The organism is Calyptranema fuscum S582 (genome assembly GCF_055793305.1).
In genome coordinates this window covers 32,081-55,200 of the sequence record NZ_JBSLYH010000008.1, presented here as the reverse complement: position 1 = coordinate 55,200, position 23,120 = coordinate 32,081, and the positions used below count along the sequence as shown (strand labels likewise).

Annotated in this window: 22 protein-coding genes; 8 read left to right on the top strand and 14 right to left on the bottom strand. The window is 50.2% G+C overall.

Annotated elements, in window-relative coordinates; translation table 11 throughout:
• Positions 1–47 precede the first annotated feature (47 nt).
• Together ACR6Z4_RS07705 and ACR6Z4_RS07700 are read right to left on the bottom strand one after the other, a co-directional pair.
• Complete coding sequence (locus ACR6Z4_RS07705; protein ID WP_479716660.1) at positions 48–479, bottom strand: DUF309 domain-containing protein; 432 nt, start codon at positions 477–479, stop codon at positions 48–50.
• An 11-nt stretch (positions 480–490) separates the two neighbouring features.
• Positions 491–1,657 (bottom strand): DUF58 domain-containing protein, encoded by a 1,167-nt coding sequence (locus ACR6Z4_RS07700; protein ID WP_479716659.1) that lies wholly within the window; start codon positions 1,655–1,657, stop codon positions 491–493.
• 328 nt (positions 1,658–1,985) lie between these two features.
• Between ACR6Z4_RS07700 and ACR6Z4_RS07695 the strand changes: the two genes are divergently transcribed.
• The 3 genes from ACR6Z4_RS07695 (at position 1,986) to ACR6Z4_RS07685 (ending at position 5,005) form a co-directional block, all read left to right on the top strand.
• Positions 1,986–2,315, top strand: coding sequence for a DUF6825 family protein (locus tag ACR6Z4_RS07695; RefSeq protein WP_479716658.1), 330 nt, complete (start codon positions 1,986–1,988; stop codon positions 2,313–2,315).
• A 179-nt stretch (positions 2,316–2,494) separates the two neighbouring features.
• Entirely contained in the window at positions 2,495–4,222 is a 1,728-nt protein-coding gene (locus ACR6Z4_RS07690; RefSeq protein ID WP_479716768.1) for an ABC1 kinase family protein, read from the top strand.
• Positions 4,223–4,255: 33 nt separating this feature from the next.
• A complete protein-coding gene (locus tag ACR6Z4_RS07685; RefSeq protein WP_479716657.1) occupies positions 4,256–5,005 on the top strand; it encodes a Stp1/IreP family PP2C-type Ser/Thr phosphatase in 750 nt (249 codons plus the stop codon).
• 125 nt (positions 5,006–5,130) lie between these two features.
• Here the strand turns inward: ACR6Z4_RS07685 and truB are convergent, their stop codons facing one another.
• Both truB and ACR6Z4_RS07675 read right to left on the bottom strand, forming a co-directional pair.
• Positions 5,131–6,036: a tRNA pseudouridine(55) synthase TruB gene (gene truB / locus ACR6Z4_RS07680; RefSeq protein ID WP_479716656.1), complete on the bottom strand. Its 906-nt coding sequence runs from the start codon at positions 6,034–6,036 to the stop codon at positions 5,131–5,133.
• Positions 6,037–6,169: 133 nt separating this feature from the next.
• On the bottom strand, positions 6,170–6,883 hold the full coding sequence (locus ACR6Z4_RS07675; RefSeq protein ID WP_479716655.1) for a rhomboid family intramembrane serine protease: 714 nt from the start codon (positions 6,881–6,883) through the stop codon (positions 6,170–6,172).
• A gap of 183 nt (positions 6,884–7,066) precedes the next feature.
• On the opposite strand from ACR6Z4_RS07675, the gene ACR6Z4_RS07670 reads away from it, so the two are divergent.
• Complete coding sequence (locus ACR6Z4_RS07670; protein WP_479716654.1) at positions 7,067–7,492, top strand: clan AA aspartic protease; 426 nt, start codon at positions 7,067–7,069, stop codon at positions 7,490–7,492.
• A 178-nt stretch (positions 7,493–7,670) separates the two neighbouring features.
• On the opposite strand, the gene ACR6Z4_RS07665 is transcribed toward ACR6Z4_RS07670, so the two are convergent.
• The 7 genes from ACR6Z4_RS07665 to fbp form a co-directional block, all read right to left on the bottom strand.
• Positions 7,671–8,042, bottom strand: coding sequence for a hypothetical protein (locus tag ACR6Z4_RS07665; RefSeq protein ID WP_479716653.1), 372 nt, complete (start codon positions 8,040–8,042; stop codon positions 7,671–7,673).
• 6 nt (positions 8,043–8,048) lie between these two features.
• Entirely contained in the window at positions 8,049–9,803 is a 1,755-nt protein-coding gene (locus tag ACR6Z4_RS07660; RefSeq protein WP_479716652.1) for a VWA domain-containing protein, read from the bottom strand.
• 11 nt (positions 9,804–9,814) lie between these two features.
• Positions 9,815–10,471, bottom strand: a complete 657-nt coding sequence (locus ACR6Z4_RS07655) for a hypothetical protein (protein ID WP_479716651.1) — start codon at positions 10,469–10,471, stop codon at positions 9,815–9,817.
• 406 nt (positions 10,472–10,877) lie between these two features.
• Entirely contained in the window at positions 10,878–12,215 is a 1,338-nt protein-coding gene (gene opcA, locus ACR6Z4_RS07650) for a glucose-6-phosphate dehydrogenase assembly protein OpcA (RefSeq protein ID WP_479716650.1), read from the bottom strand.
• Between the two features lie 325 nt (positions 12,216–12,540).
• Positions 12,541–14,070, bottom strand: coding sequence for a glucose-6-phosphate dehydrogenase (gene zwf / locus ACR6Z4_RS07645; protein ID WP_479716649.1), 1,530 nt, complete (start codon positions 14,068–14,070; stop codon positions 12,541–12,543).
• A 175-nt stretch (positions 14,071–14,245) separates the two neighbouring features.
• A complete protein-coding gene (gene tal, locus ACR6Z4_RS07640; protein WP_479716648.1) occupies positions 14,246–15,391 on the bottom strand; it encodes a transaldolase in 1,146 nt (381 codons plus the stop codon).
• Between the two features lie 14 nt (positions 15,392–15,405).
• On the bottom strand, positions 15,406–16,482 hold the full coding sequence (gene fbp, locus ACR6Z4_RS07635; RefSeq protein WP_479716647.1) for a class 1 fructose-bisphosphatase: 1,077 nt from the start codon (positions 16,480–16,482) through the stop codon (positions 15,406–15,408).
• Here fbp and ACR6Z4_RS07630 point away from each other — a divergent pair.
• A complete protein-coding gene (locus ACR6Z4_RS07630) occupies positions 16,472–16,597 on the top strand; it encodes a hypothetical protein (protein ID WP_479716646.1) in 126 nt (41 codons plus the stop codon). The genes fbp and ACR6Z4_RS07630 overlap by 11 nt on opposite strands.
• Before the next feature lie 482 nt (positions 16,598–17,079).
• Complete coding sequence (locus ACR6Z4_RS07625) at positions 17,080–18,162, top strand: ATP-dependent 6-phosphofructokinase (RefSeq protein WP_479716645.1); 1,083 nt, start codon at positions 17,080–17,082, stop codon at positions 18,160–18,162.
• Positions 18,163–18,237: 75 nt separating this feature from the next.
• On the opposite strand, the gene ACR6Z4_RS07620 is transcribed toward ACR6Z4_RS07625, so the two are convergent.
• The gene (locus tag ACR6Z4_RS07620; protein WP_479716644.1) at positions 18,238–18,882 is read right to left on the bottom strand and encodes a YraN family protein; all 645 of its coding nucleotides are present in this window, start codon (positions 18,880–18,882) and stop codon (positions 18,238–18,240) included.
• Between the two features lie 329 nt (positions 18,883–19,211).
• On the opposite strand from ACR6Z4_RS07620, the gene ACR6Z4_RS07615 reads away from it, so the two are divergent.
• Complete coding sequence (locus tag ACR6Z4_RS07615) at positions 19,212–19,682, top strand: pentapeptide repeat-containing protein (RefSeq protein ID WP_479716767.1); 471 nt, start codon at positions 19,212–19,214, stop codon at positions 19,680–19,682.
• A gap of 215 nt (positions 19,683–19,897) precedes the next feature.
• Here the strand turns inward: ACR6Z4_RS07615 and ACR6Z4_RS07610 are convergent, their stop codons facing one another.
• Complete coding sequence (locus ACR6Z4_RS07610) at positions 19,898–20,221, bottom strand: hypothetical protein (protein ID WP_479716643.1); 324 nt, start codon at positions 20,219–20,221, stop codon at positions 19,898–19,900.
• Between the two features lie 228 nt (positions 20,222–20,449).
• On the opposite strand from ACR6Z4_RS07610, the gene ACR6Z4_RS07605 reads away from it, so the two are divergent.
• Positions 20,450–22,141, top strand: coding sequence for a potassium channel family protein (locus ACR6Z4_RS07605; RefSeq protein ID WP_479716642.1), 1,692 nt, complete (start codon positions 20,450–20,452; stop codon positions 22,139–22,141).
• Positions 22,142–22,175: 34 nt separating this feature from the next.
• On the opposite strand, the gene rnhA is transcribed toward ACR6Z4_RS07605, so the two are convergent.
• Entirely contained in the window at positions 22,176–23,054 is an 879-nt protein-coding gene (rnhA, locus tag ACR6Z4_RS07600) for a ribonuclease HI (protein ID WP_479716641.1), read from the bottom strand.
• Positions 23,055–23,120 lie beyond the last annotated feature (66 nt).

Sequence of the window (23,120 nt, the reverse complement as noted above, 5' to 3'; positions counted from 1 at the left end):
CTAAGAGTTACCCCATTGGCAGACTTTGTTCCAAAATCTCAGTTTTGTTAAATAGCTCTGCATCGCTGAATTTTGGGCAGTTGTAGACTTGATCCTGGTTCCAGATCATTCTGACCAATAGACTGCTGCAATTGTTGCGCCAGGTCTGTAACCTGCTCGGCTCCTTGCTCTTGCAAGATCGCTAACAGTTCAGTGCTTTGCTCAATCAATAGAGCAACATCAATATCTGCATAGATCGGTTGGTAGTACCGTAGGCGATGCACACCTTCCCCTAAAAGCGTGACGGCACCGCGCCAATTGCAATTACCCAAATGATAAAGGGCAACGGCAATTTGCAAAATTCCTTGATAAAACGTTTTGTCGGGCTGCATTGCCTCCATCCACAAGGCTTCGAGCGTGTCATGGCAATCATAAAATTGCTGCTGATTAAACTGCTCGACACCCTGCCAAAACTCAATGGGAATGTCATCGTCCACCATGGGCTGCAAATTTACCTCAACGATGCCTGCAACTGAAGTTGAAGGGTGTCATCTGGATGAACTGTAATACCGGGGCAGTGACTTTGCATAGCCGAAGGCTGACTGTTTGAGTTGGCGGTTAACGATGGAGCTGACCACAGCACCCAACGACTGCCAGAGGGTAAGTTAGCCAGACTATCTGGATTTTGGCTGAGCCAGACTAGCGGCACATTAGCGGGAGGACTGCTTTGCCCTGCTTCTTGAGGTTGGGTTGCGGCTAGTGCTTCCAATACCAGGCGATCGCCTTTCAACAGTCCGGTACGAGCTGTCCAGACGCTCGCCTGTAACGTTTGGTGGAGCGCATAAAAATAAAACGACGCTGCCGCACTCACTGCCTGCTCAAAATTATCCGGGTTCCATGTCGAAGCATTATCCAGACAAATGGCTAACTCTTGCCCCCCTGTAAAGATTTCCAGCTCTCGCACCCGCAACTCGCCATAGCGGGCACTGGTTCGCCAGTGCACTAACCGCGTTGGATCACCCCACCGATAGGGACGCAGCGTACGCGTGACTCCTTCCGTTGCCCCCTGTGCCCGATAAGCACTCTGGACTCGGGTATTGGTTTCTCGACCGATTTCATCAATTAACGGACAGCGGCTTAACGGCAAAATGGTCGGATAAACCACTGCTTTGGCACTGACCTCCTGGAGGCGACGACACCAAAATAACCCCAAAGGGGCAGCCGTTCTCAGTTGTATGGATTGCCAATGATAGATACCCCGCTGGCGAGTAGGACATTCGTATAACCAGCGATAGCATCCCCCCGCCGGAATTGTTTCGATCGCAACGCGAGCCGGTGCACCTAAGGTTTCCGGCAAACTATCCTGTATGGCTAGTAATGTTTTAGCCTGACGGGTTTGATTTTCTAGTGCCAACCCAATTTGCAACGGCTCACCCGCACTGACAGGTTCGACCGGGTAACGCGTGACCCGAATTCCTCGCAGCGATCGCTCTGGCAATACAGCGGCGATCGCCACCAATGCCAACATCACACCACTGATGACATAAAGCCAGCCAGCCATTGTGTTAGTAGCGGCACCAAAAAAGAACAGCGCTAACCCCACTATTAGCCAACCGCTGTAGGCAGGCAGTACCCAACGAGTTTCTAACCAATCTGTCAGACGACGATAAAAAGCCATAGTCCTGGAATTTAGTTTATATAGATCTGTATTTAGATCTCTTTCAGATGGGTTTGGGCGGGGGCTTTGCCCCCGCCCAAACCCATCTGAAAACCTTAATTTTGTGAGAGGGCTCATGATGAGCTAAGGCGATTCCTAGAAGATCGCATTCCCTCAAATACTCATCCCTATCGCTAACCTAACCCATCCTACGCTCCCTGACTAACCCCTAGCCCCAGCTTCTGAAACCTATTCCCCATAGATCAGCCATTAGAGGACGGCATTCACCGGACAAGCAAGCTATAATTCCTCATGAGGAGACATGTAATTTTTCTTCATGAGTTTTCCTATGAGTAATCCCCTAATTCATGCCTTCTTTGTGGGCAGAGCATTTGCCGAAGCCATAGGTGAGCAAGTTGAGAGCACATTTACCAACGCTTTAAGCGATTTAGGTAAATTTGATGCAGAACAAAGAGAGCGTCTCAGACAATTTACTGAAGACGTGCTAGAACGCGCTAAAAACCAGGAAAACATGGCTGCTCAAGGGCAGTCAGGGGCAGCTACTTCTAGCTGGAGCCCTGCTCAGGGAGACGATTTGCAAGCCACTATCGATGAGCTGCGAGCAGAAACAGCCCACCTGCGAGCAGAGTTGCAGCGATATCGAAGTCGCTCCGTATAATTGAGTACGGATGAGTTTCCCTTCCCGTTTGCCCCTTTAGGATTGATCCCTGACATTATTTAAGGATTCGAGTGGCTGTTCTTCCGGATGATCCCTCCCTATCTAAATCAGATGCGAGACGAGATGGCCTCGCAGCTTCTGCACATCTCAACTCCGACAGCCGTAATGGATTTGATTACATTAAGGCGTCGCAACAATCTGCTAAAGAAGAAGTGATTCAGTCTTACAGCAGCAAAGCCTACCGCTGGAATCGTCAAAGCTATTCTCGCCAGCGTCGCTTTATCGACATCTGGGCGTTCGTGTTGAAGTTGTTGGCAGCGCAGTGGTCTTATAACAAAAACTGGACATATCGAGGCGGCAAAACCGATGAAAAACAAGCAATCCGTCGTCGTGCTTTAGCCATCTGGATTCGAGAAACCTTGCTCGACTTAGGTCCCACCTTTATTAAAGTCGGACAGCTGTTTTCAACCCGTGCGGATTTATTTCCAGTCGAATTTGTTGAAGAACTGTCAAAACTGCAAGACAAGGTGCCTGCGTTTGATTATGAACAAGTTGAAATCATTATCAAACAAGACTTTGGCAGAACGATTCCGGATCTATACCGCAGCTTTGACCCAATTCCTCTCGCTGCTGCCAGTTTAGGACAAGTGCATCGGGCGCAGTTGCACTCTGGCGAAGAGGTTGTGGTGAAAGTGCAACGCCCCGGTCTCAAGAAATTATTTGAGATTGATCTGGCAATTCTCAAAGGCATTGCCCGCTACTTCCAAAACCACCCAGACTGGGGTCGAGGTCGAGACTGGTTGGGGATTTATGAGGAATGCTGCCGCATCCTGTGGCTCGAAATCGACTATTTAAATGAAGGTAAAAACGCCGATACCTTCCGACGCAATTTTCGTCGTGAAGACTGGGTGAAAGTGCCGCGTGTGTATTGGCGGTATGCTTCCCCTCGGGCTTTGACGCTGGAATATTTGCCGGGGATCAAAATCAGCCATTACGAAGCGATCGAAGCGGCTGGGTTAGACCGAAAAAATCTGGCTCAACTGGGTGCCAGAGCCTATCTCCAGCAATTATTGAACGATGGCTTTTTTCATGCCGATCCACATCCAGGAAATATTGCTGTTAGCCCAGATGGGGGCGAGTTAATTTTTTATGACTTTGGCATGATGGGTCAGGTACAACCAGTTACGCGAGAACGGTTGTTAGATACTTTTTTTGGCATTGCCCAAAAAGATGCCGATCGCGTGATGACTTCGTTAGTAGCATTGGGCGCATTGGCTCAGGTAGACGATATGGGGCCGGTGCGGCGCTCCATCCAATACATGCTGGATCATTTTATGGACAAACCGTTTGAAAACCAATCGGTGAGCGCCATTAGTGATGATCTATATGAAGTTGCGTATGACCAACCGTTTCGGTTTCCGGCAACGTTTACGTTTGTCATGCGAGCTTTTTCTACGTTAGAAGGGGTGGGTAAAGGATTAGATCCAGAATTTAACTTTATGGAGGTTGCAAAACCATTTGCAATGCAAATTATGTCTAATGGCAATCTTTCAGAAACAAATAATAGTGGTCTTTTGTCGGAATTAGGTCGTCAGGCGGCGCAAATGAGTAGTACGGCATTAGGCTTACCGCGCCGAATTGAAGATACGATTGATAAGTTAGAGCGTGGCGATTTAAGAATTCGAGTACGCTCTACCGAAACAGATAGGGTCTTACGTCGCCTAAGTAGCGTTAATATGGGGACTAATTACACGTTGTTGGTGGGAGCATTTACGCTATCTGCCACCATCTTGTTAGTCAACCATTATGTTTGGTTGGCAGTGGCATCAGCTGTTGCGGCGGCGATCGCTGCGATCGCGTTGATTCGTCTGCTGATGCGGCTCGATCGGTTTGAGCGTATGTTTTAGTTCATAGCTAGTTTTGATGTACACGGTCACGATATGAAATGCTTCTTCACGGGTCTCACAGATCCGGGACTCGTACGATCTGTTAATCAAGATGCATATTATATCGACCCGGATGGACGTTTTTTCATCGTAGCGGACGGGATGGGAGGGCATGCTGGTGGGCAAGAAGCCAGCCGCATTGCGACCCAAGCCATTAAAGTCTATCTGGACGAAAACTGGGATTCTTCTGAATCTTCCAGACAGCTTCTGGAAACTGCATTTTTGAAGGCAAATCAGTCAATTTTGCTCGACCAAGCCAAACACCCCGAACGCTCAGATATGGGGACAACGGCAGTAGTCATTATTTTTAGGAAAAATGAACCCTGGTACACGCATGTTGGTGATTCTCGGCTATACCGACTGCGGGGTGCCAAGCTTGACCAGATTACGGAAGACCATACCTGGGTTGCACGGGCGATGAAAGTGGGTGACTTGACTGCCGATCAGGCACGTAGTCATCCCTGGCGACATATTCTTTCAAAATGTTTGGGTCGAGAAGATTTGCGTCAGATTGACGTGCATCCACTCGATATTCAATCGAACGATCGCCTGTTGTTGTGCAGCGATGGTTTGACTGAAGAATTGTCGGATCATTTGATTGCTGCCCACCTCAAGTCAATTCGTGCCTGTGATAAAGCAGCAGCGGCGCTGGTAAATGCCGCCAAAGATCGGGGTGGACGAGACAATATTACGGTGGTCATTGTGGCGATGGACAATAGCCAGGCCTCAGCCTTAGGGTCTTGAAAGAGCTGAGAAGCGTTGACGTTTGGGGTCTTTCAGACCCCAAACGTCAACGCTTCAGATTCAAACCTAATTTTTTTGGAGGGAGCGACGGCGCAGCCATCGCTCCCTTCAATTGTCCTGTGATCCTAAAGCGGATCGACTGCGAAGACTAATCGAGGTGCGAGCAGGAAGCCGTCAGGAGTTTGCAGAACCTGACCCATGCCTAAAAATTTTTCTAGCTCGTTGTGAATGCGATATGTACCTGGTTCTAAAGGCTGGTTTAAAGCCGTTTGAGCAACCTTTTGCCCTTGACACCAGCGACGGGCGATCGCGGCATCTAGCACCAGACTGGGCATATGTGCCAATCCTATTTCAGGAGCAATGGGTTGAAATGTTTGGGCAGCAACCTGATCTGACAATGCTTCTAAGGTAAGGCTGTGAGGTAGGGTAAAGCCACAACTTTCAGTCCGACGCAGAGCTGCCAGGGTGCCACCCGTTAACATCAAGTCGCCCAGGTCACGGGCGATCGCCCGAATATAAGTTCCTGGTCCACAGGCGATCGCCAAATCCAGTTCGGGAAAGTCTCCCGGTCGCCAATCCAGCACGTCAATACGATGAACCTCTACGGTGCGGATTGGCACGTCTACCGCCTTTCCGGCACGGGCCAGGTCATACAACCGTTTGCCCTGTACCTGAATCGCACTATAGCTGGGGGGAATTTGTTGAATGCTGCCCAAAAACTGGTCTAAAACATCTGTGATCTGTTCCAGGGTTAGAGTTGGGGCTGCTTGCGATCGCAAAATTTCACCCTCTAAATCATCCGTCGTTGTCTGCACCCCAAAGCGAACGGTTGCCTGATAAGCCTTGCCCTGCGGTAAGTATTGCAACAGGCGGGTCGCTTTACCGATGGCAATGGGCAAGACCCCCGTTGCGGCCGGATCGAGGGTGCCTCCATGCCCAACCTGCCTGATATTTAACGATCGCCGCACCTTAGCCACACAATCGTGAGAGGTGAACCCTACGGGTTTATCGAGATTTAAGAAACCGTACACAGAGAACTTGTCCTTAGACACGAAAATCAACTCTTCTGTAGCGCTTGGGTTTGTGAGAGGCGCATCCCAAAGGGATGCGCCTCTCACAAACCGCTGATCTTACACCTGATTTGGGACGGCTATAGAAACGGTGTTAATAGCGATCCGGTGTCGATTTGCCAGGAAACAATCCCAGCAATGGACCCAGGACAATGCCAAAGACAAAGCCGCCTGCATGCGCCCAGTAAGCGATCCCACCGGCTTCCATGCCCACATTGGCTTGAACGTTGAGGCTCAGCAACCCATATAGAGCTTGTTGAACAAACCAAAATCCTAAAAAGAAAATTGCGGGAATGCGAAAGGTTGTGAAGAAAAAGCCCAAGGGGATCAGGGTTAAAATTCGGACTTGCGGATAGCGGATGATATAAGCACCCATGACTCCAGCGATCGCCCCACTTGCCCCTAAGGAGGGAATCGTAGACAAATGCCCAAAAAACCATTGGGCTAAGGCTGCCAGGATGCCACAGGCAAGATAAAAGAAGATGAACTTGACCCGTCCCAATTCTTCCTCGACATTATTGCCAAAAACCCACAGATAGAGCATATTACCGCCCACATGGAGTAATCCGGCATGGAGAAATTGCGAGGTAATCAGGGTCAACCATTCTCGTAATGTTTCTGGAGAAAATGGACTGTTAAAGCTCAGCGTTAGTTCTTTGGGCACCACTGCCCACATCTGAAAGAAGCGGTTAAGCCCTTCAGGGGATAGCGTCAGTTCGTATAAGAAGACCAGAACATTCAGCGCAATCAGGATATAGGTTACGTAAGGCGTAATACGGGTGGGATTTTCGTCGTTTAAAGGAACCACAGGTTACTTCCCGTCGCTAGCAAGTTCACACTTAAAGCCTATCCGGAAACTCGATGTTGCGCGTCAATAGTGGGCAAAATCAACGGATTTCATCACAGCTGGGATAGGCTCCAATTGCAAAATCTCAGAAATGTTACTGTCTAAATACAACAGACTGCGTTAATCCCAACCATTCTCAAGGCTATGGATACCAATATGGGTGCTGTTCGCACAACTATCCAACTCACCAATGCTGTGGACGAAGAACTTGTTAATCGTGGATTACTGGCTCCTCGACTTCTACGAACATATGACGCAGTTGCCTTAGTTGACACGGGTGCCGTCTATCTTGTTTTGCCGAATGCGATTGTGCAAAATCTGGGTTTACGGATTGTGGGTCAGCAACTTGCTCGATATGCGGACGGGCGAGAAGAATTTGTAGGTGTGACGGGACCTATCGTGATTGCATGGGAAGGGCGTCGAACGATTGAAGATGCTCTGGTAACCGGGGATGAAGTCTTGATCGGGCAGGTGGTGCTGGAAAAACTAGATTTACTGGTGGATTGCAAGAATCAACGGCTAATTCCTAATCCAGAGCATCCCAATTATCCGGTGACCTATATTTTGTAATCATCGAGATTGTAATCATGCTATAGCAACCGAGAGTCTGGTTGAACGGGGTGCAGGGGTGGAACCCCTGCATGGGGGTGCAGCCCCCACACCCCCACTATCATAACCATCCACTCAATTGCGATATCTATTTTGTCGAGGGACTGAGGTGCAATAGTGCGATCGCCTGCTCCACCCTTTACGGACAGGTCAATACCACCGCGTCGGGATACTGCGTTTTTAACTGCTGTTGCCGTTGCGGTTCCGATCGACCATAGCGGGGCATGGTGCGTAGCGTTTCGGGTACTGGGGGGGTAGTCATCGCTTCTTCACCCAGATCGCTGAAGAAAACAACGTTAGTGATATGCAGACGATTTTGTTGATGCTGCTGGTATACGTCTTCATACTGTTGCATCACCTGCTGCCATTGGGGATCAGGGCAATAGCTGCGATCGATCAGCACAACCTGGGTGGGAATGGCAAAGACCCAGTGGATAATTAATCCCGATACCAGCAAGAGTAGCCAACTGAGTCCAAGCGTTTTGAGCAGACGTTGGTTAAGAGAGGACATGGGGGATTAGAGGTTGGTTTGGAAGAGGTCTTTGAGTAGGGTTTGAACGTTTTCGGGGTTGCCTTGTTGAACGGTGGATTCGCGCAAACTGGCGATCGCTTGTAATTCCGACTGATTGACCTCACCATAGGCGATCGGGTAAAACCGCACCTCGCTGTATGCCATAACGTCTTTCACCTGGTCGAAGGTATGCCCCTGATTGGTTTCGCCATCAGAGAGCAGTAAAAGATAAAACCGTCCATTCGGATTGGCTTTACGTTGTTCCATTAACTCAGCTAAAGCAACTGCCATACCGTCATACATTGCCGTCGCACCATCGGCAACGAGGTCATCCACTGCTGCCAGTAAACGTTGCTGTTGCAAGGTATTGTAAGGAGCCAATGCCAGCCGCTTCACGGGGCGATCGCCAAAGGTGACTAACCCGACATAGTTTCCGGCATTAATAGTCTTACTGGCGAGGCGCAATCCCTGTTGCACGGATTTGAGGCGATCGCCTTCCATTGAGCCGCTCGTGTCAATGACGACCGACATATAGACCGTTCGCCCACTATCTTTGCGCTGCTTCCAAAACGACTGTGCCTCTTGTAGCACCGCACCTTCGGGCAACGGTGGAAACTGCTTTTGCTTGAGATAGTCGGTTGACTCAAACCCTTGTTGGGTTGCCAATTGTTGCATGTCTGACGAGGTGGCAAAGGTGGCAAAGGCTTTCAAGGCTTCTTGTTGGGCAGGTGTATTCCAGTCAAACCCGACCAGGGGACTGTCGTGAGGCACGCCGAAGGGGATGAAGTTCGTTTGTTCGAATCCCGGAATCTGTTTTAACGTGGCGTAGCTCTGGTATTCCAGCGGAAATGCCTGAAGCTTTTGGGCATCGCGAATGAAAATCTCTTTCAAATCCAGCGTTGTCCGAGTCGTGACTAACACCTGATTTTGAAAGGTTTCAAATAAAGAATTGACCTGCGGTGATTGCAGCTCTGCTACAGTAAGCGATTGTCCATCCTGATCATGACCTGCCCCTTTCCACAACAAGGTATAGAGCAAGTTCAATGCTGTTGAACTGGCGTAGGGATTGGGATAGCCGACCTTGAGCTTGCCGGCTAAAATGGCATTGAGTAATTGCTCAAACGAAACGGCACCGCCATTGCCTAATTCCTGATAGACCGCACCCTGCACCACAAACCCTGCCTCATTGGGCACGAGCGACGGGGCAACGGCAATCGGTTCAATGTTTTGGGTCTGAAGCATTTTCAGCCAGAGTCCATTCGCCGGTGTATAACCCGCAGGTTGAGCCGTTCCACTGGTGAGTAACGGGATTGCCAGACCCGATGCCACATTTCGCACCCCCACCTGGATCACCTGCCCAGAACTGGTTTTTTGCTGCCGCTGGTTAAATGCATCTGCCACATCCACCAGCCAGCGTTCATCTTGTTTCTCAGCGTTGGCTTTTTCGGAAGAGGCAAAAATTTCGATATAGACCGTGTTGGGGTCGGTGCTGGGCTGAGCTGCATACAGCGGGAAATCTGCCAGCTGGGGCAATGGTTCCGCAATTTGGTCAACGCTATAGCGGGCAGCAACTTGGTCGGGTACGGGATTATTCTCGACTTCAATATCCGGCAAGATGGTTTCTTGCAGCACTTTGTCTGCCTGTTCAAACGAATCGATCGAGGGAATATCGCCAGCACAACTCCACAGCACCACCAGACAAAACCCCAGCATTAACCAGTGAGGAAACCGCAGTCGGAGTTTGCGCAGAAATACGTTCATAAGCTGTGTCATCAGGTGGAAGAATGGGGTGGGGTTTGCAGAATGGTTTTGTTTTCTGCAATCAACAGTTGTAACCGACTGGGCAGACTCGCATCCGCCGTCCTTCGATCGAGGCTAGCCAGAGATACTTGATCTTGAAGTGCTTGCAATTGGGTATAGGTTTGTTGCAGGCGATCGCAACTTGCCTGAAGACTTCGCTGCGCCAGTTCTCGGTAGGTGGAGGTCTGGATTTGTCCGATCACCTGAAGTGCCTCTGCCACTTGCCCCGATAAGTCTAAGACGGTATGCAGGGCTTCTAATAGATCGGGGATCAAGGTGGGTTCCTGCTGGGCAATGCGTTCGGCAAAGAGTTGACTTTGTTCTGCCCATTGCCGGGTTTCACTCCATTGGGCTTGCGGCAAATTGGGAATGTTTGTTTCCAATTGTGCTAGACGGCTCATAAAATGTTGTCGTTCTAGCAAGTTGGTCTGGGCATCGGCTGACAGGGGTTGAGGTCGAAAGCCATGGAACCAGGTAGCCAGGGTGCCGAGAGCGATCGCACCACCCACTCCCAAGACCACCGGACGGGGTCGTAGTAACCCAATGAAGCAGGCATATCCCAGGGCAACGCCAGCGACTAAAAAATAAGTTTGAGGGGCGCTGATCGCGTTTCGCCAAAGAGTTGTCATACGTGCAAGCTGAGAGGGATCTGGATTACCTGGACTCACTCTAACAAGAGATGCTGGGTAGTGTTTCAAATCTGTTGTTAATGTTTGGGAAAGGCGCGCTCCGCGCGCCTTTCCCAAACATTAACAACAGATCTATAGCGCTGTGCCGGGTGATTGTGTACGGTGTTGTGGGGCGTCCCGCGCCCCACAACACCGTTCCTGTACTGAATAAACTGCACAGCGTGATTCTCAAGATGGAATACGGTAGCGTCCGATAGAAAAATAACCGCCGGAATTGCGATCGCAATTCCGGCGGTTATTTAGTATCCGATCGCGTCTCGCGTTTGAATGGATAGCAGTTGTTATCTGAGATCCGCGCACAGCGAAGCTCTCACCCTGAAGAGAGATGGATCTAAGAGAGATGGATCTAATGCGATCGCAATTTTAGAATTTGTGCGGTAACAGCAAGGCTTTCTTCATACAACACATCGCGCCCCCATCGCTGGAGTTGTTGCCCCATGAGAAATTCTGCTTTTTGGTCAGGCAATGCGGTGACCTGTTCGGTGCGGCTAAACTGAGCATTGCCACCCGACTCCATCCGCATACAACCTGTGGTTTCAGAACAGAGAATGGTGGCGCAGTTGGCATTGGGATTGGTCGAGGTCAGGCTCAACCCAATCAAGTCACCGACAATTTCACCCGCATCTGCAACCGGGATTGCTGCCAGTTCTGCCTGAATTAAATTTTGTTTGGGACCATTAAATTGAATGTGTCTGAGCTCGTAGTCGCCCCCTGTCAGGGTATACGACACAGGTTCCCAGCCCAATCGACTGGCAATCCATCCCAAAAACATCAGTGCCTGGGCTGCGTTTCCTTTTTCATAGTCAATCGTAATCTGATCAAGATCGACTAAAGATGCTCGGCGTTCAGGCGGGTCAAAGGCAGCTGCTGCCAGCTCTTGCCAGGGTGAAAGGCGATGCCAGTTGAGGTCTGCTACGTAGGTTTCGTCATCGACTAACGCCTGCATCTTGAGAAATTCGGACTCTGGATCGCTGAAGTAGCACGAGTCTAGAATGACGCAGTGACAGTTTTCTGCCAATTTTTTGAATAATCCCTGTTCGGGGTTGGGGGTGGCTTTCCACCAGACAAATTTAGGTAAGTCAGAAATCATTAGCCCCACCACCAGATCACCCACGCGTTGTAGGGCTGATTTGGTACCGCGCAAGGTGATGTATTCACAACAAATCAGACTGCTACTTGTGCCGCCTTTTTGAATAGGACAGTAGGCAGAAACTTGAGCGGTTACGCCTGTATCTTCTTCTCCTAAGATGGGGCAGAGGGTGATGATCCGACAGGGATTTTGAGCGGCGATCGCATCACTGACGCTAAACCCCCGAATATTCATATTCGAAAATTTAGTTCGTTCCGCAGGCTGCTTTCCATATTCTTCTCTTAGCTTTGCCAGCGTTTCTGGATCGACTCGTCCTGTAATTCTTAACCCATATGCTTTCTGGGCTTCTTTGACTGCCATCTTGGTCTGTGGTCCATGAATGCCATCAATCGGACCACTGTAAAACCCTAACGCTGCCAGCAATTGTTGAAATTCTTCGGGCTCATAAACCACCATGCTAAAGGTGGTCGCACGGGTCGCCGCCGGACTGGCAGTGCCTCCCGCCTGACTCAGCCAGATCTGGCTCAATTCAGCTTCAATTTCACTGAGAGAAATATCTTTAGGTTTTTGCAGTGCAACAAGTGGGGTGTTCATAGATTGAGGGTAGAGATTAGAGGGTCAGGGTTAGGACTGTAAGAATCGTGGATTTAATAAAACCGAGGATTTATTTTTGAAAGCGGGGCGGAGCCGCGCTTTCAAAAATAAACGTCCGGGTTTTAATGAATTTGTGATCCTAAGATTGAAGGGATCACGAAGAAAGGGTAGAAGTGCTTTGAATATTAAGGGTTGTGTTAAACCCGAATCAGAATAAGAGCAGATGAAGACTCACAGAGTATTTGGCGGTCTGAGGTTTAGGTTGGAGTGGCATGTTTAACGGAGAGCTTAACCCATAAACCCCAAACCCTAGGGATTTTCCTGTTTACAACCTCCTCCATTTACGACCATCTCGGTTCAGTAGGAGTTCAGATTCGACGGGTCCCCAGGCACCGGCTTCATAGAGGGGAATCGTCTCTGGGGGTGCCGGAGCATCCCATACTTCTAATAGAGGGGTCAGAATGCGCCAGGAGGCTTCGACTTCATCCCCTCGGGTAAACAGCGTTTGATCCCCCAACATACAGTCAACCAACAAACGACTGTAGGCGTCTGTATTTGCCTGACCAAATGCCGCATCATAGCGGAAATCCATATCTACCGAACGAGTCCGTAGCGATGCACCCGGTGTTTTGACCTCAAATCGCAGTGAAATCCCTTCATCGGGCTGAATGCGCATTGCCAGCGTGTTGGGATTTGCCTGCTTTGCGGCTGACTGAAACATTAAAAAGGGTACTTCTTTGAACTGGATGGCGATCTCCGTTACCTTTTTCGGCATGCGTTTGCCGGTGCGCATGTAGAAGGGCACGCCTTTCCAGCGCCAGTTGTCGATATAAAGCTTCAGTGCTGCGTAGGTGGGGGTTGTTGAGCCAGCGTTGGCTCCGTCTTCTTGCCGATAAGCAGGTACTTCTTTGCCCCCCATCCAGCCGTTGGTATATTGTCCACGGGTTGCTGAAAGTTCGATAGTTTCAATATCTGCCAGGTGGGTTGCCTGTAACACTTTCACTTTTTCATTGCGAATGCTGTCGGCATCTAGCGCGTTGGGGGGTTCCATTGCCGTCAAGCAAAACAACTGCATGATGTGGTTTTGCACCATATCTCGCAGTGCGCCAGCAGTTTCATAGTAACCGGCGCGTCCTTCTAGACCAACGGTTTCAGCCACTGTAATCTGGACATGATCGACAAACTGGCGGTTCCACAGAGGTTCAAAAATCGCATTAGCAAACCGGAATACCAACAGGTTTTGTACGGTTTCTTTACCCAAATAGTGGTCAATGCGATAGAGTTGCTCTTCTTTGCAAACCTGCCGCACCACATGGTTCAACATTTGTGCCGAACTCAGGTCTTTACCAAAGGGTTTCTCAATCACCAGACGTTGTTTGCGGGAATCTTGCAGCATGCCTGCGTTGCCCAATTGTTGGGTTGCTTCGGCAAAATAACGGGGAGCAACCGAAAGGTAAAATACGCGATTGCCTCGCGTGCCGCGTAGAGTATCCAGTTCACTCAGAAACGTTTTTAGTTTTTGGTAGCTTTCGGGGTTGTCAATATCCCCCGAACAGTAGAATAAGCCTTTGGCAAAGTCGTTCCAAATTTCTTCTTGCCGCAGACCGCCGCCATAGTTTTCAATCCCTTCGCGCATGTGTTGTCTGAAGAAATCGGTACTCCAATCTCGGCGCGCAACTCCTACAATCGTCAGTTCGGGAGGGAGTTTGCGTTCTAGCTTCATTTGGTAAAGCGCTGGAACGAGTTTGCGCTGAGTCAGATCACCGGATGCGCCAAAGATCACCAAAATTTGAGGTTCGGGGATGCGGTCTTGTTGGAGACCTACGCGGAGAGGGTTTTCGAGCAGGGAGATCATAGGCTGGAGAATCAGGGGTTAGAGATTGGGGATAAGAATCGGGGATGCGGTGCTGGGTCAAAGATAGAGACGGGTTCGTCGCCTCTTAAGGTCAGCTGTCGGGATTGGGGTAGAGACGCGATGCATCGCGTCTCTACCGATTTCTAAGGACGCGTGTAAGAACTGCTAATCGCCATTAGCTAACTGGACTGAGGACGTTAACCTTGCCCTGAAGAGACGTCATCAGGGAGTTGAAGGGTTGAATGAATTTGTCTATGCCTTCGGCAAGCAGGGCGTCCATCACCTCAGACAAGTCAATGTTGATATCGGGATCGGTGAGATTTTCGATCAGATGGTAGGCATTATCTATATTGCTTTCAACGCGATCGCCCACATCACAATGGTCGGCACAGGCTTGAATTGTAGCGGGTGGAAGCGTGTTGACTGTATCTTTGCCTACTAACTCATCGACGTACATGACATCGTTGTAAGTGGGGTTTTTGGTGCTAGTGCTTGCCCACAGCAGCCGTTGGACGTTTGCCCCTTTAGCCGCGAGGGCTTGCCAGCGGTCAGAATTAATGATCTTTTTGTATTCCTGATAGGCAAGTTTGGCATTGGCGATCGCCACTTTCCCTTTGACGGCTTCGAGTTTGGCTCGTTTCTCAATCCGATCGATCTCCTTAAGTTTGGTGTCGATCAGGTCGTCGATCTTAGAATCGATGCGGCTCAGGAAAAAACTGGCAACTGATGAAATGTGACTGATGTCTTCGCCTTTGGCAACTCGGCTTTCTAAGCCCCGAATGTATGCCCAGGCGGCGTCGATATAACTCTGAACCGAGAACAACAGGGTGACGTTGACGCTGATGCCCTCGGCGATCGCAGCTTCGACCGCCGGTAGACCTTCGGCAGTACCCGGAATTTTGATCATGACATTATCACGGGCGATCGCCTGGTGATATCGTTTCACCTCACGGATGGTTGATTCTGTGTCACGGGCGATCGTGGGTGGCACCTCAATACTGACAAAGCCATCTAAGCCCTTGCTGGCTTCGTAAACGGGACGGAATAAATCGCAGGCATTGCGAATATCTTCAAAAATCAACGATTCGTAAATCGCTTCGGTGGGTTGCCCCGCCCGAATTCCGGCTTCGATCGCCGCATCGTAGGTGGCATTGCCCGCGATCGCCTTTTCAAAAATGGCTGGATTTGACGTCAACCCCGAAATGCCCTGTTCTTCAATTAACCGTTTCAGGTCTCCCGATTGGATCAGATCGCGCGTCAAATTATCCATCCAGATACTTTGACCGTACTGCTTAATTTCTAGCAAATGATTGATAGCCATGGGCAAATCAACTCCTAACTCTGTGATTGCGAGGCAAAAATTTCGGCTTCTTGCTGTTCGCGTTTGCGTTCTTGAATGAAAGATTCCACTAGCGCCACATCCTCGACACTGCCAATCACCAACGGGGTGCGCATGTGCAACTGGTCGGGAACGACATCCAAAATATCTTGGGTGCCGGTACTGGCTCTGCCACCTGCCTGCTCAATCAAAAAGGCGAGAGGCGCAGATTCATACAGCAGTCGCAATTTACCCTCTGGTTTTTTGACCGTGCCGGGATAGAGGAACACGCCACCCTGGAATAAAATCCGGTGGAAGTCTCCCACTAGCGCCCCACCATAGCGGGCTGTGTAACCTTCATGTCGATGAACATAACGAATGTAATCGCGCAGCGACTCATCCCATTGCCAGAAATTCCCTTCATTGACGCTGTAAATGGGACCATGCTCTGGGACGCGAATATTTTCGCTAGAGAGAATGAACTCACCCAGGCTGGGATCGAGCGTAAAGGCATGAACCCCTGTGCCGATGGAATACACCAGCATTGTGCTAGGACCAAATAAAATGTATCCTGCTGCAATTTGCTTCCGTCCACTTTGCAGCAAGTCTTGGGCAGTGCCATCCAGATCCTCACCTTCCTGGCGACGAATGGCAAAAATAGCACCCACGTTGAGATTGGTGTCGAGATTGGATGATCCGTCGATCGGGTCATACAACAGCGTGTAGCGACCTACCGGGCAGTTTTCTGGAATGTAGTAGGGTTTCTCCATCTCTTCCGAAGCAAGACGGCAGACTAACCCACTTTGCTCGAATACGGAAATGAACACCTGGTTGGCATAAATATCCATTTTTTTCACTGCTTCACCCTGGACGTTGGTGCGTCCGGTGAACCCCAGGGCATCTTCGACTAACCCTGCACGGGTCAAACGGCGAGCAATAAATTTGGCGGCAAGGGCAACGCGGCTCATCAGCGCACTTAAATCTTGTGCCTCTGGCGAAAAACTTTGAAGCTGTTGCAATATATGCCGGGATAAAGTCGTGCAGTCGCGATCTAAGGCAAATTTATGAGCGAGTACTTGCTCCATGTCGTCCATATCGTTCCTCTCTTCCCGTTTGGGTTGTAGTGATGTTTCGATTTGGCGCGATGAGTTACCCCAGCAGCAGCCCCATAATCAGGCGATCGCTATTAGCCTCTATTTCCTATCTTAGGAAGGCATTGCCAGAACGGGATTTAACTTTAGATCAACTACAGAAATGAGAAGCCCTCAGCCCGATTGTCTGTGTTGTAGATGACATCTCCAACCTCACCATTTCTCTCAGCCCATTCTTTTAGCCCATCAGATCACAGATGCTTTAACCCCTCCACCCCCTCTAAAACTTTTAAGTTGGTGTACTAGATTGGTGTGTCTACGGTAGATCTTGAGATCTTGAGGGTGCAGCCTTCAAGTCCCGATGGTGCAATGTTTATACCAATTTAAAGAATGTTTGGGCACATCGAAGTTCAGGAGGGGCTTGGCATTGCCAAGCCCGTAAGAGATCTGTCGTGCTCTTCATCCAAATTGGTATTAATGTTTGCACTACTACAAAAAACAGTTAAGAAAAGTCAGCAATGGTTCGGTCTCATCGTCTGCAACTGCTAATCTGAGTAGCGATTCAATTCCAGGGATTAAGCAGAATCACTGACAAATATTATGGGAGAACATAAGCGCATCGGCATTCTCACCAGCGGTGGAGATTGTGCCGGATTAAATGCCGCGATTCGGGCAGTTGTTTACCGGGCGGTGGGTCATTATGGCTGGGAAGTTTTGGGGATCTGCCGCGCCACCCAGGGGTTGATGAACCAACCTCCAGAGTTCGTACCGTTTGACATTCCTTCTGTAGACCCCCTTCTAACCGTGGGGGGAACGATCTTGGGCACCACCAACAAAGGCGACCCGTTTGCCTTTCCCATGCCCGATGGAACGGTGTGCGATCGCTCAGAAGACATTATCCAGGGTTATCACGAATTGGGTTTGAGTGCCCTCATTGGCATTGGCGGTGACGGGAGTCTGGCAATTTTGCGCCGACTGGCACAGCAGGGTGGCTGGAATCTGGTAGGTATTCCTAAAACGATTGATAATGACATCGGCATTACTGAGCGATCCATTGGCTTCGATACGGCTGTGAATATTGCGGCTGAAGCGTTGGATCGGCTTCACTTTACTGCTGCCAGCCACAGTCGCGTCATGGTCTTAGAGGTGATGGGGCGGGATGCCGGACACATTGCCATGAGTGCCGGGATCGCGGGTGGCGCGGATGTGATCTTGATCCCAGAAATTCCTTATACCATCGCTAATATTTGCGAGAAGTTAAAAGAACGCCAGGATCAGGGAAAAAATTTCTCGGTCGTGGTGGTGGCAGAAGCGGTGCGCACCGAGACGGGTGACCCTGTGATGAATACGAATTCATTGGGGCAGTGCCGTCTGGGGGGGATTGGGCAATACTTAGCCGATCAAATTTCTGCCTGTAGTGGTGCGGAAACACGGGTCACCGTGTTGGGACATGTCCAACGGGGCGGCATTCCTTCACCGTTAGATCGCTTGATTGCCAGTGCCTTTGGTGTGGCTGCGGTCGATCTGATTGCCGCCGGTCAGTTTGATCGTATGGTGACGTGGCAAGATCGGCAGGTGGTCAGTGTGCCGATTGTGGAAGCGATCGCCAACTACAGTATGGTTGATCCCAATGGCACCCTGGTTAAAACGGCACGCGGACTGGGCATTTGCCTGGGGTCGTAAGCTGGGTTGTAGGGGCAGAACAATTCGGACACACCTGGGTAGACGACCCCACCCTTGCTCCTGAATCAGTCGCCCTTACGATTGCTCCAATGCACCTGGAATATAATCTTGCAACGTCAGCCGATAGCCGCACATAATCACGGGTTGCCCCATTTCTATAGTAGAAAATGGGGGGCGCTGGCTTGGCGGGTTGATGGTGTGACTCGGTAGGGGCGATCGCACAGCCGTCTGCGACACTGGTTCAGGGTTATCTGACGGGGAACTAGTGGTTAACGGAGAACTGGCGGTTAACGGTTGGCAATAGACCAGAGCCACATCAAACCGACAGGGATGCTCTGCCCATTGAGGAAAGCTGGACAGAAACAACTCTGCTGCCTGCCACAGCTTGGTTTGCTTTTGGGGTGTAATCGACAAGCGTCCGTCACTATCCCAATTGCCCCGACTGCGAGCTTTGACTTCCACAAAAATTAATGAGGGTTGTAAGCGAATTGGGCGATCGCGTTGGGCTTGCGGATTAAGGGCGATCGCGGGAGCATACGCGACCAAATCGAGTTCTCCCCAGCGACAATGCCAGCGACGGTGTAAAATCTGCCATCCCTGGTTTACCAACCACTGCTCAACCAGTCGTTCGGCTAGATGACCCACCTCTAGATGGTGTTGCGCCGATGGATGGGAAATCGATGACGATGAACGACGCTTAGACGGACGTTTTTCACCCATGAAGTCGAAATTTACAACATGTAATTGAAGTTTAGCTGCAATCGGGGGTCTACTGCGGAGGATGGCAAACACATTCAGGTAGTATCAGGATAGGCATTACTCCCCTTGTCCACTTGAGTTTCATCACCTCAGTTCGCATGATTTGCAGGCTACGATCGTCTTTCTGGCAGTTATTGGCGCACGCGTTGGCACAGGCGGGCAGGGTTCGCTTGTGGACTGTGCAAACCCTCTATTTCTCGGGGCGTAGAGAGGGTGTTCATCCTCAGGGCAGTCAACCGCATCTCACCCCCATGGCACAAACCTCAATGGCACAGAAGTTCGCGATTCTCATGCTCCTGGTGTGCGGCTTGACGATAGTGGGGGCGATCGCACCGCTGCCTCATACAACCGCCTGGGCAGAAGATTACAACAAAGAATTTCTGGCAAACGCCGATTTTTCTGGCAAAGTCCTGACGGATGCCAGCTTCACCAAAGCTAACCTGCGCAATAGCAACTTCAGCAATGCTGACATCCAGGGGGTTAGCTTTTTTGGTGCAAATTTAGAAAATACTAATTTCAGTTCGGCAAACCTCAGCTACGCCACCTTAGATACGGCTCGTTTGGTTCATGCCAACTTAACCAACGCCATTTTAGAAGGGGCGTTCGCCTTTAATGCCAAATTTGATGGTGCCACGATCGATGGTGCCGATTTTACCGATGTGCTGCTGCGGCAAGACGTGCAAGATATGCTTTGTGAGGTGGCTAGGGGAACCAATCCCGTCACTCGCCGAGCCACACGAGACACCTTAGAGTGTTTTTGAGATTGAAATTACAGCAATTTTCAATTGCATAAGCTACAGATTTTTTGTTGTGTGCCGCGCGGAGCGCGGCACACAACAAAAAATCATCACAATGCTAGGACTACTTGATTGGGTCTAGTACACCAACTTAAAAGCTTTAGAGGGGGTGGAGGGGGTAAAACCCCCTCTTGGGGGCGTAGCCCCCAAACCCCCAGCAAAATTTCGTGTTTGCAACACTAGTATTCCAAAAATAATGTGTCGAAGGTGTCTGACGTGGGTTTCGGTGAGGCAAGACGCCGGGGCACATCCGCCGCAGGTTCGCCGTCTTCGCGCATTTTTTTCACATTGCCTTCCAGACCTGCCACTTGCTGATCGAGCACCAAAATCCGTTGTTGAATTTGTTCGCGGCGGGCTTCAATGCTTTCCAATTCTTCTTTCAAGCGTTTCTTCTCAATCACCAGCTTGTAGATATCAAGAAATGCTGCCGCCTCAGTTTTCTGGCGGGGCATCGTGCTGATTTTTGGGCGGATCGTTCCTTGAGCAAGAGTGCGACGACGCATGGGGCATTACCAACTGGAGATCATTTTTAGTATTCCCTGCTCTCAGCGACTTTATCCGGATGAACCCGCGTTTTGAAATACTTCGCAACTGTGTCGAGATGATGGCAGCAGGCTTTGCCTGCTGCCATCATCTCGATGTAAACCCAAACAATTGTTACACCGTTTTCTGGGCTACAGTTCTGAATTCATCTGTGTTTGAAGATGGGGGTTTAAATATAGGCATGATGTATGAAACCCAGGATCATTGTCTGTGGTTTAGGTCGGACCGGATATAAGATCTTTTCTTTGCTACGACAGCAGGGGGCGCGGGTTGTCGGCATCAATGCTAGACCCATCGCGGGTGGCGATGCGGATGTTGTGATCGGAGATTTGAAAGCAGCTGAAACGCTGTTGGCGGCGGGGGTGAGAGAGGCGAATACGCTGGTACTGACCAGTAACGATGATGCGTTGAATCTGGCAGTGTTGACGCAGGCGCGGGTGCTCAATCCTAAAATTCGGATTATCAATCGACTGTTTAATTCGAGTCTGGGCGATCGCCTTGATAGTGTGTTGCCCGATCATTTCAGTATGAGTGTGGCATCGTTATCGGCACCCGTATTTACCTTTGCCGCGTTGGGCAATCGAGCGATCGGGCAGTTGCGGTTGTTTCAGCAAACCTGGCCGATCCATGAGGAATATGTGGATGAAGATCATCCCTGGCTGGGGCGATCGCTATCTGATTTATGGGATGACCGGGGGCGAATGTTGATCTACTACCTGCCTGCCAGCAACCATATGGATTTGATCTCGGCAGTGGCACGCGGACAACGGTTACAAGTGGGCGATCGCCTGATTATTGCAACCCAACCCAAATTTCAAAATGTCCAGCGATCCTTAAAGAAACAGTTCGCCAGTTGGGTCACACGTCTGCGTCAGTTGCACCAACATATTCAACCGACGATCGCTGTCCTGCTGGCATTGATGGTCATCATCTTCATTGCCACATTGACCTATGTAGTGATTGATCAAAAAGTGTCAGTGGTCGATTCGCTCTATTTTTCGGTGGGCATGATTACCGGCGCAGGGGGCAACGAAGGAGTGGCAGAACAAGCCCCTGCCAGCGTCAAAGTGTTTACGGTGGTGATGATGCTGGTCGGTGCCGGGGTCGTGGGTATTTGTTATGCTCTGCTCAATGATTTGATTTTGGGAACTCGCATCAAGCAACTGTGGCGCACCAATCAAGTCCCTCAACGGCAACATTTTATTGTCTGCGGCTTGGGGGGCATTGGCGTCAAAATTGTCCATCAACTCCATGATCATGGCTGTGAAGTGGTCGTGATTGAGGCAGATCCCAACAATCGATTTCTTAGTGCCGTTCATAACCTGAAAATTCCTGTTATTCAGGGAGATGCCAGCATTCCTGATATTCTCAACACTGCCCATATTCATCAGGCGTCTGCGTTACTGTGTGTCACCAGTAGTGATGTTGCCAATCTTGAAATTGCTCTGACGGCAAAGGGCATGGCTGCCAAACTCCCCGTTATCGTGCGCAGCCAGGATGCTCAATTTGCGCCCTTGGCGCAACAGGTGTTTGAATTTGAAGCTGTCCTCAGTCCCATTGAGTTAGCGGCACCTTCGTTTGCGGCAGCGGCGCTGGGCGGGCGGATTTTAGGCAATGGCATGACGGCCAATAGTTTGTGGGTAGCACTGGCAACCATCATCACCAGTGGGCATCCTTTTTATGGCAGACGGGTGAGGGAAGCCGCTATGGATGCTGATTTTGTGCCGCTTTATCTGGAAACCAGCCGTCAGATGATTCATGGCTGGGATTTATTGGACTTTACGTTGGATGTGGGAGACGTGTTATATCTCACCATGCCTGCCAATTGCTTGGAGCAACTCTGGCGCGTCAACCCTGCCCACGTTAGTGTGCTGAGTTAGCAGGATGCTCCGTCGGAGCATCCTGCTAACTCAACTAATCGACGCGTTCGAGTTGCCAGAGAATCTGGTTGCCTTCTCGGCGCACCCGCGACACAACCCAATTGCGCCACACCCAGTTATCTCCGCGACTGGTCACGGCACTCGCATTGATATCCATCAGGTCTGCCAGTTCAGAACTGGTAATCAGATATCCCTGGCTGGCGACTTCATCTGCAACGTGGAGCGTTTCAACCATATTGCGAAGTTGGGCAACCCTAACTTCACGGGGCACCTCATCGAGGACATCGATAGCAGAATGATTGGTGGTTTCCATCATGTCAGGCTCGGGTTCAAGACGATCGCGACTGAAATTGGATTGTATCGCTCTTGCTTCTGGCGTGTCGGTGTTATCTGATAGCAATTCGGGATCAACTGTTGGCGTGGGTAGAGAGAGCATGGGACTGGCCTGGCGAAGCGTCGGCTTTCTGCCCAATGAAAAGGCACGGGCGATCGCATCACAGCGTTCATTTCCTTCATTGCCCGCATGACCCCGGACATATTGCCAGCTGACAAGGCGACTGTTGAGGCGATCGATCGCTTGCCACAAGTCCTGGTTGAGTACGGGCTTTCCGGCAGCCGTTTTCCAATCCTTCTTCTTCCAACCATGAATCCATTTGGTAATTCCGTTCTTTAAATATTCACTGTCGGTATAAAGATTAATGGGCTGCTGCTGCCCAGATTCTTTGAAATACTGTAGGGCGGCTACAGAGGCTTGCATTTCCATGCGGTTATTGGTGGTGGCGGGATCTGCCCCACCCAACTCATGCACTGAGCCATCGCTGAAATATACCACCGTGCCCCAGCCCCCCGGTCCTGGATTACCAGAGCAGGCTCCGTCAGTATAGATATCTTTGATGATGCGATCGCTAGACATGGAAGCAGTAGAAATAACAGCCTTCCCAGTCTATAGCACTGTCATCAATCCGTAGTCGTTAAGAGT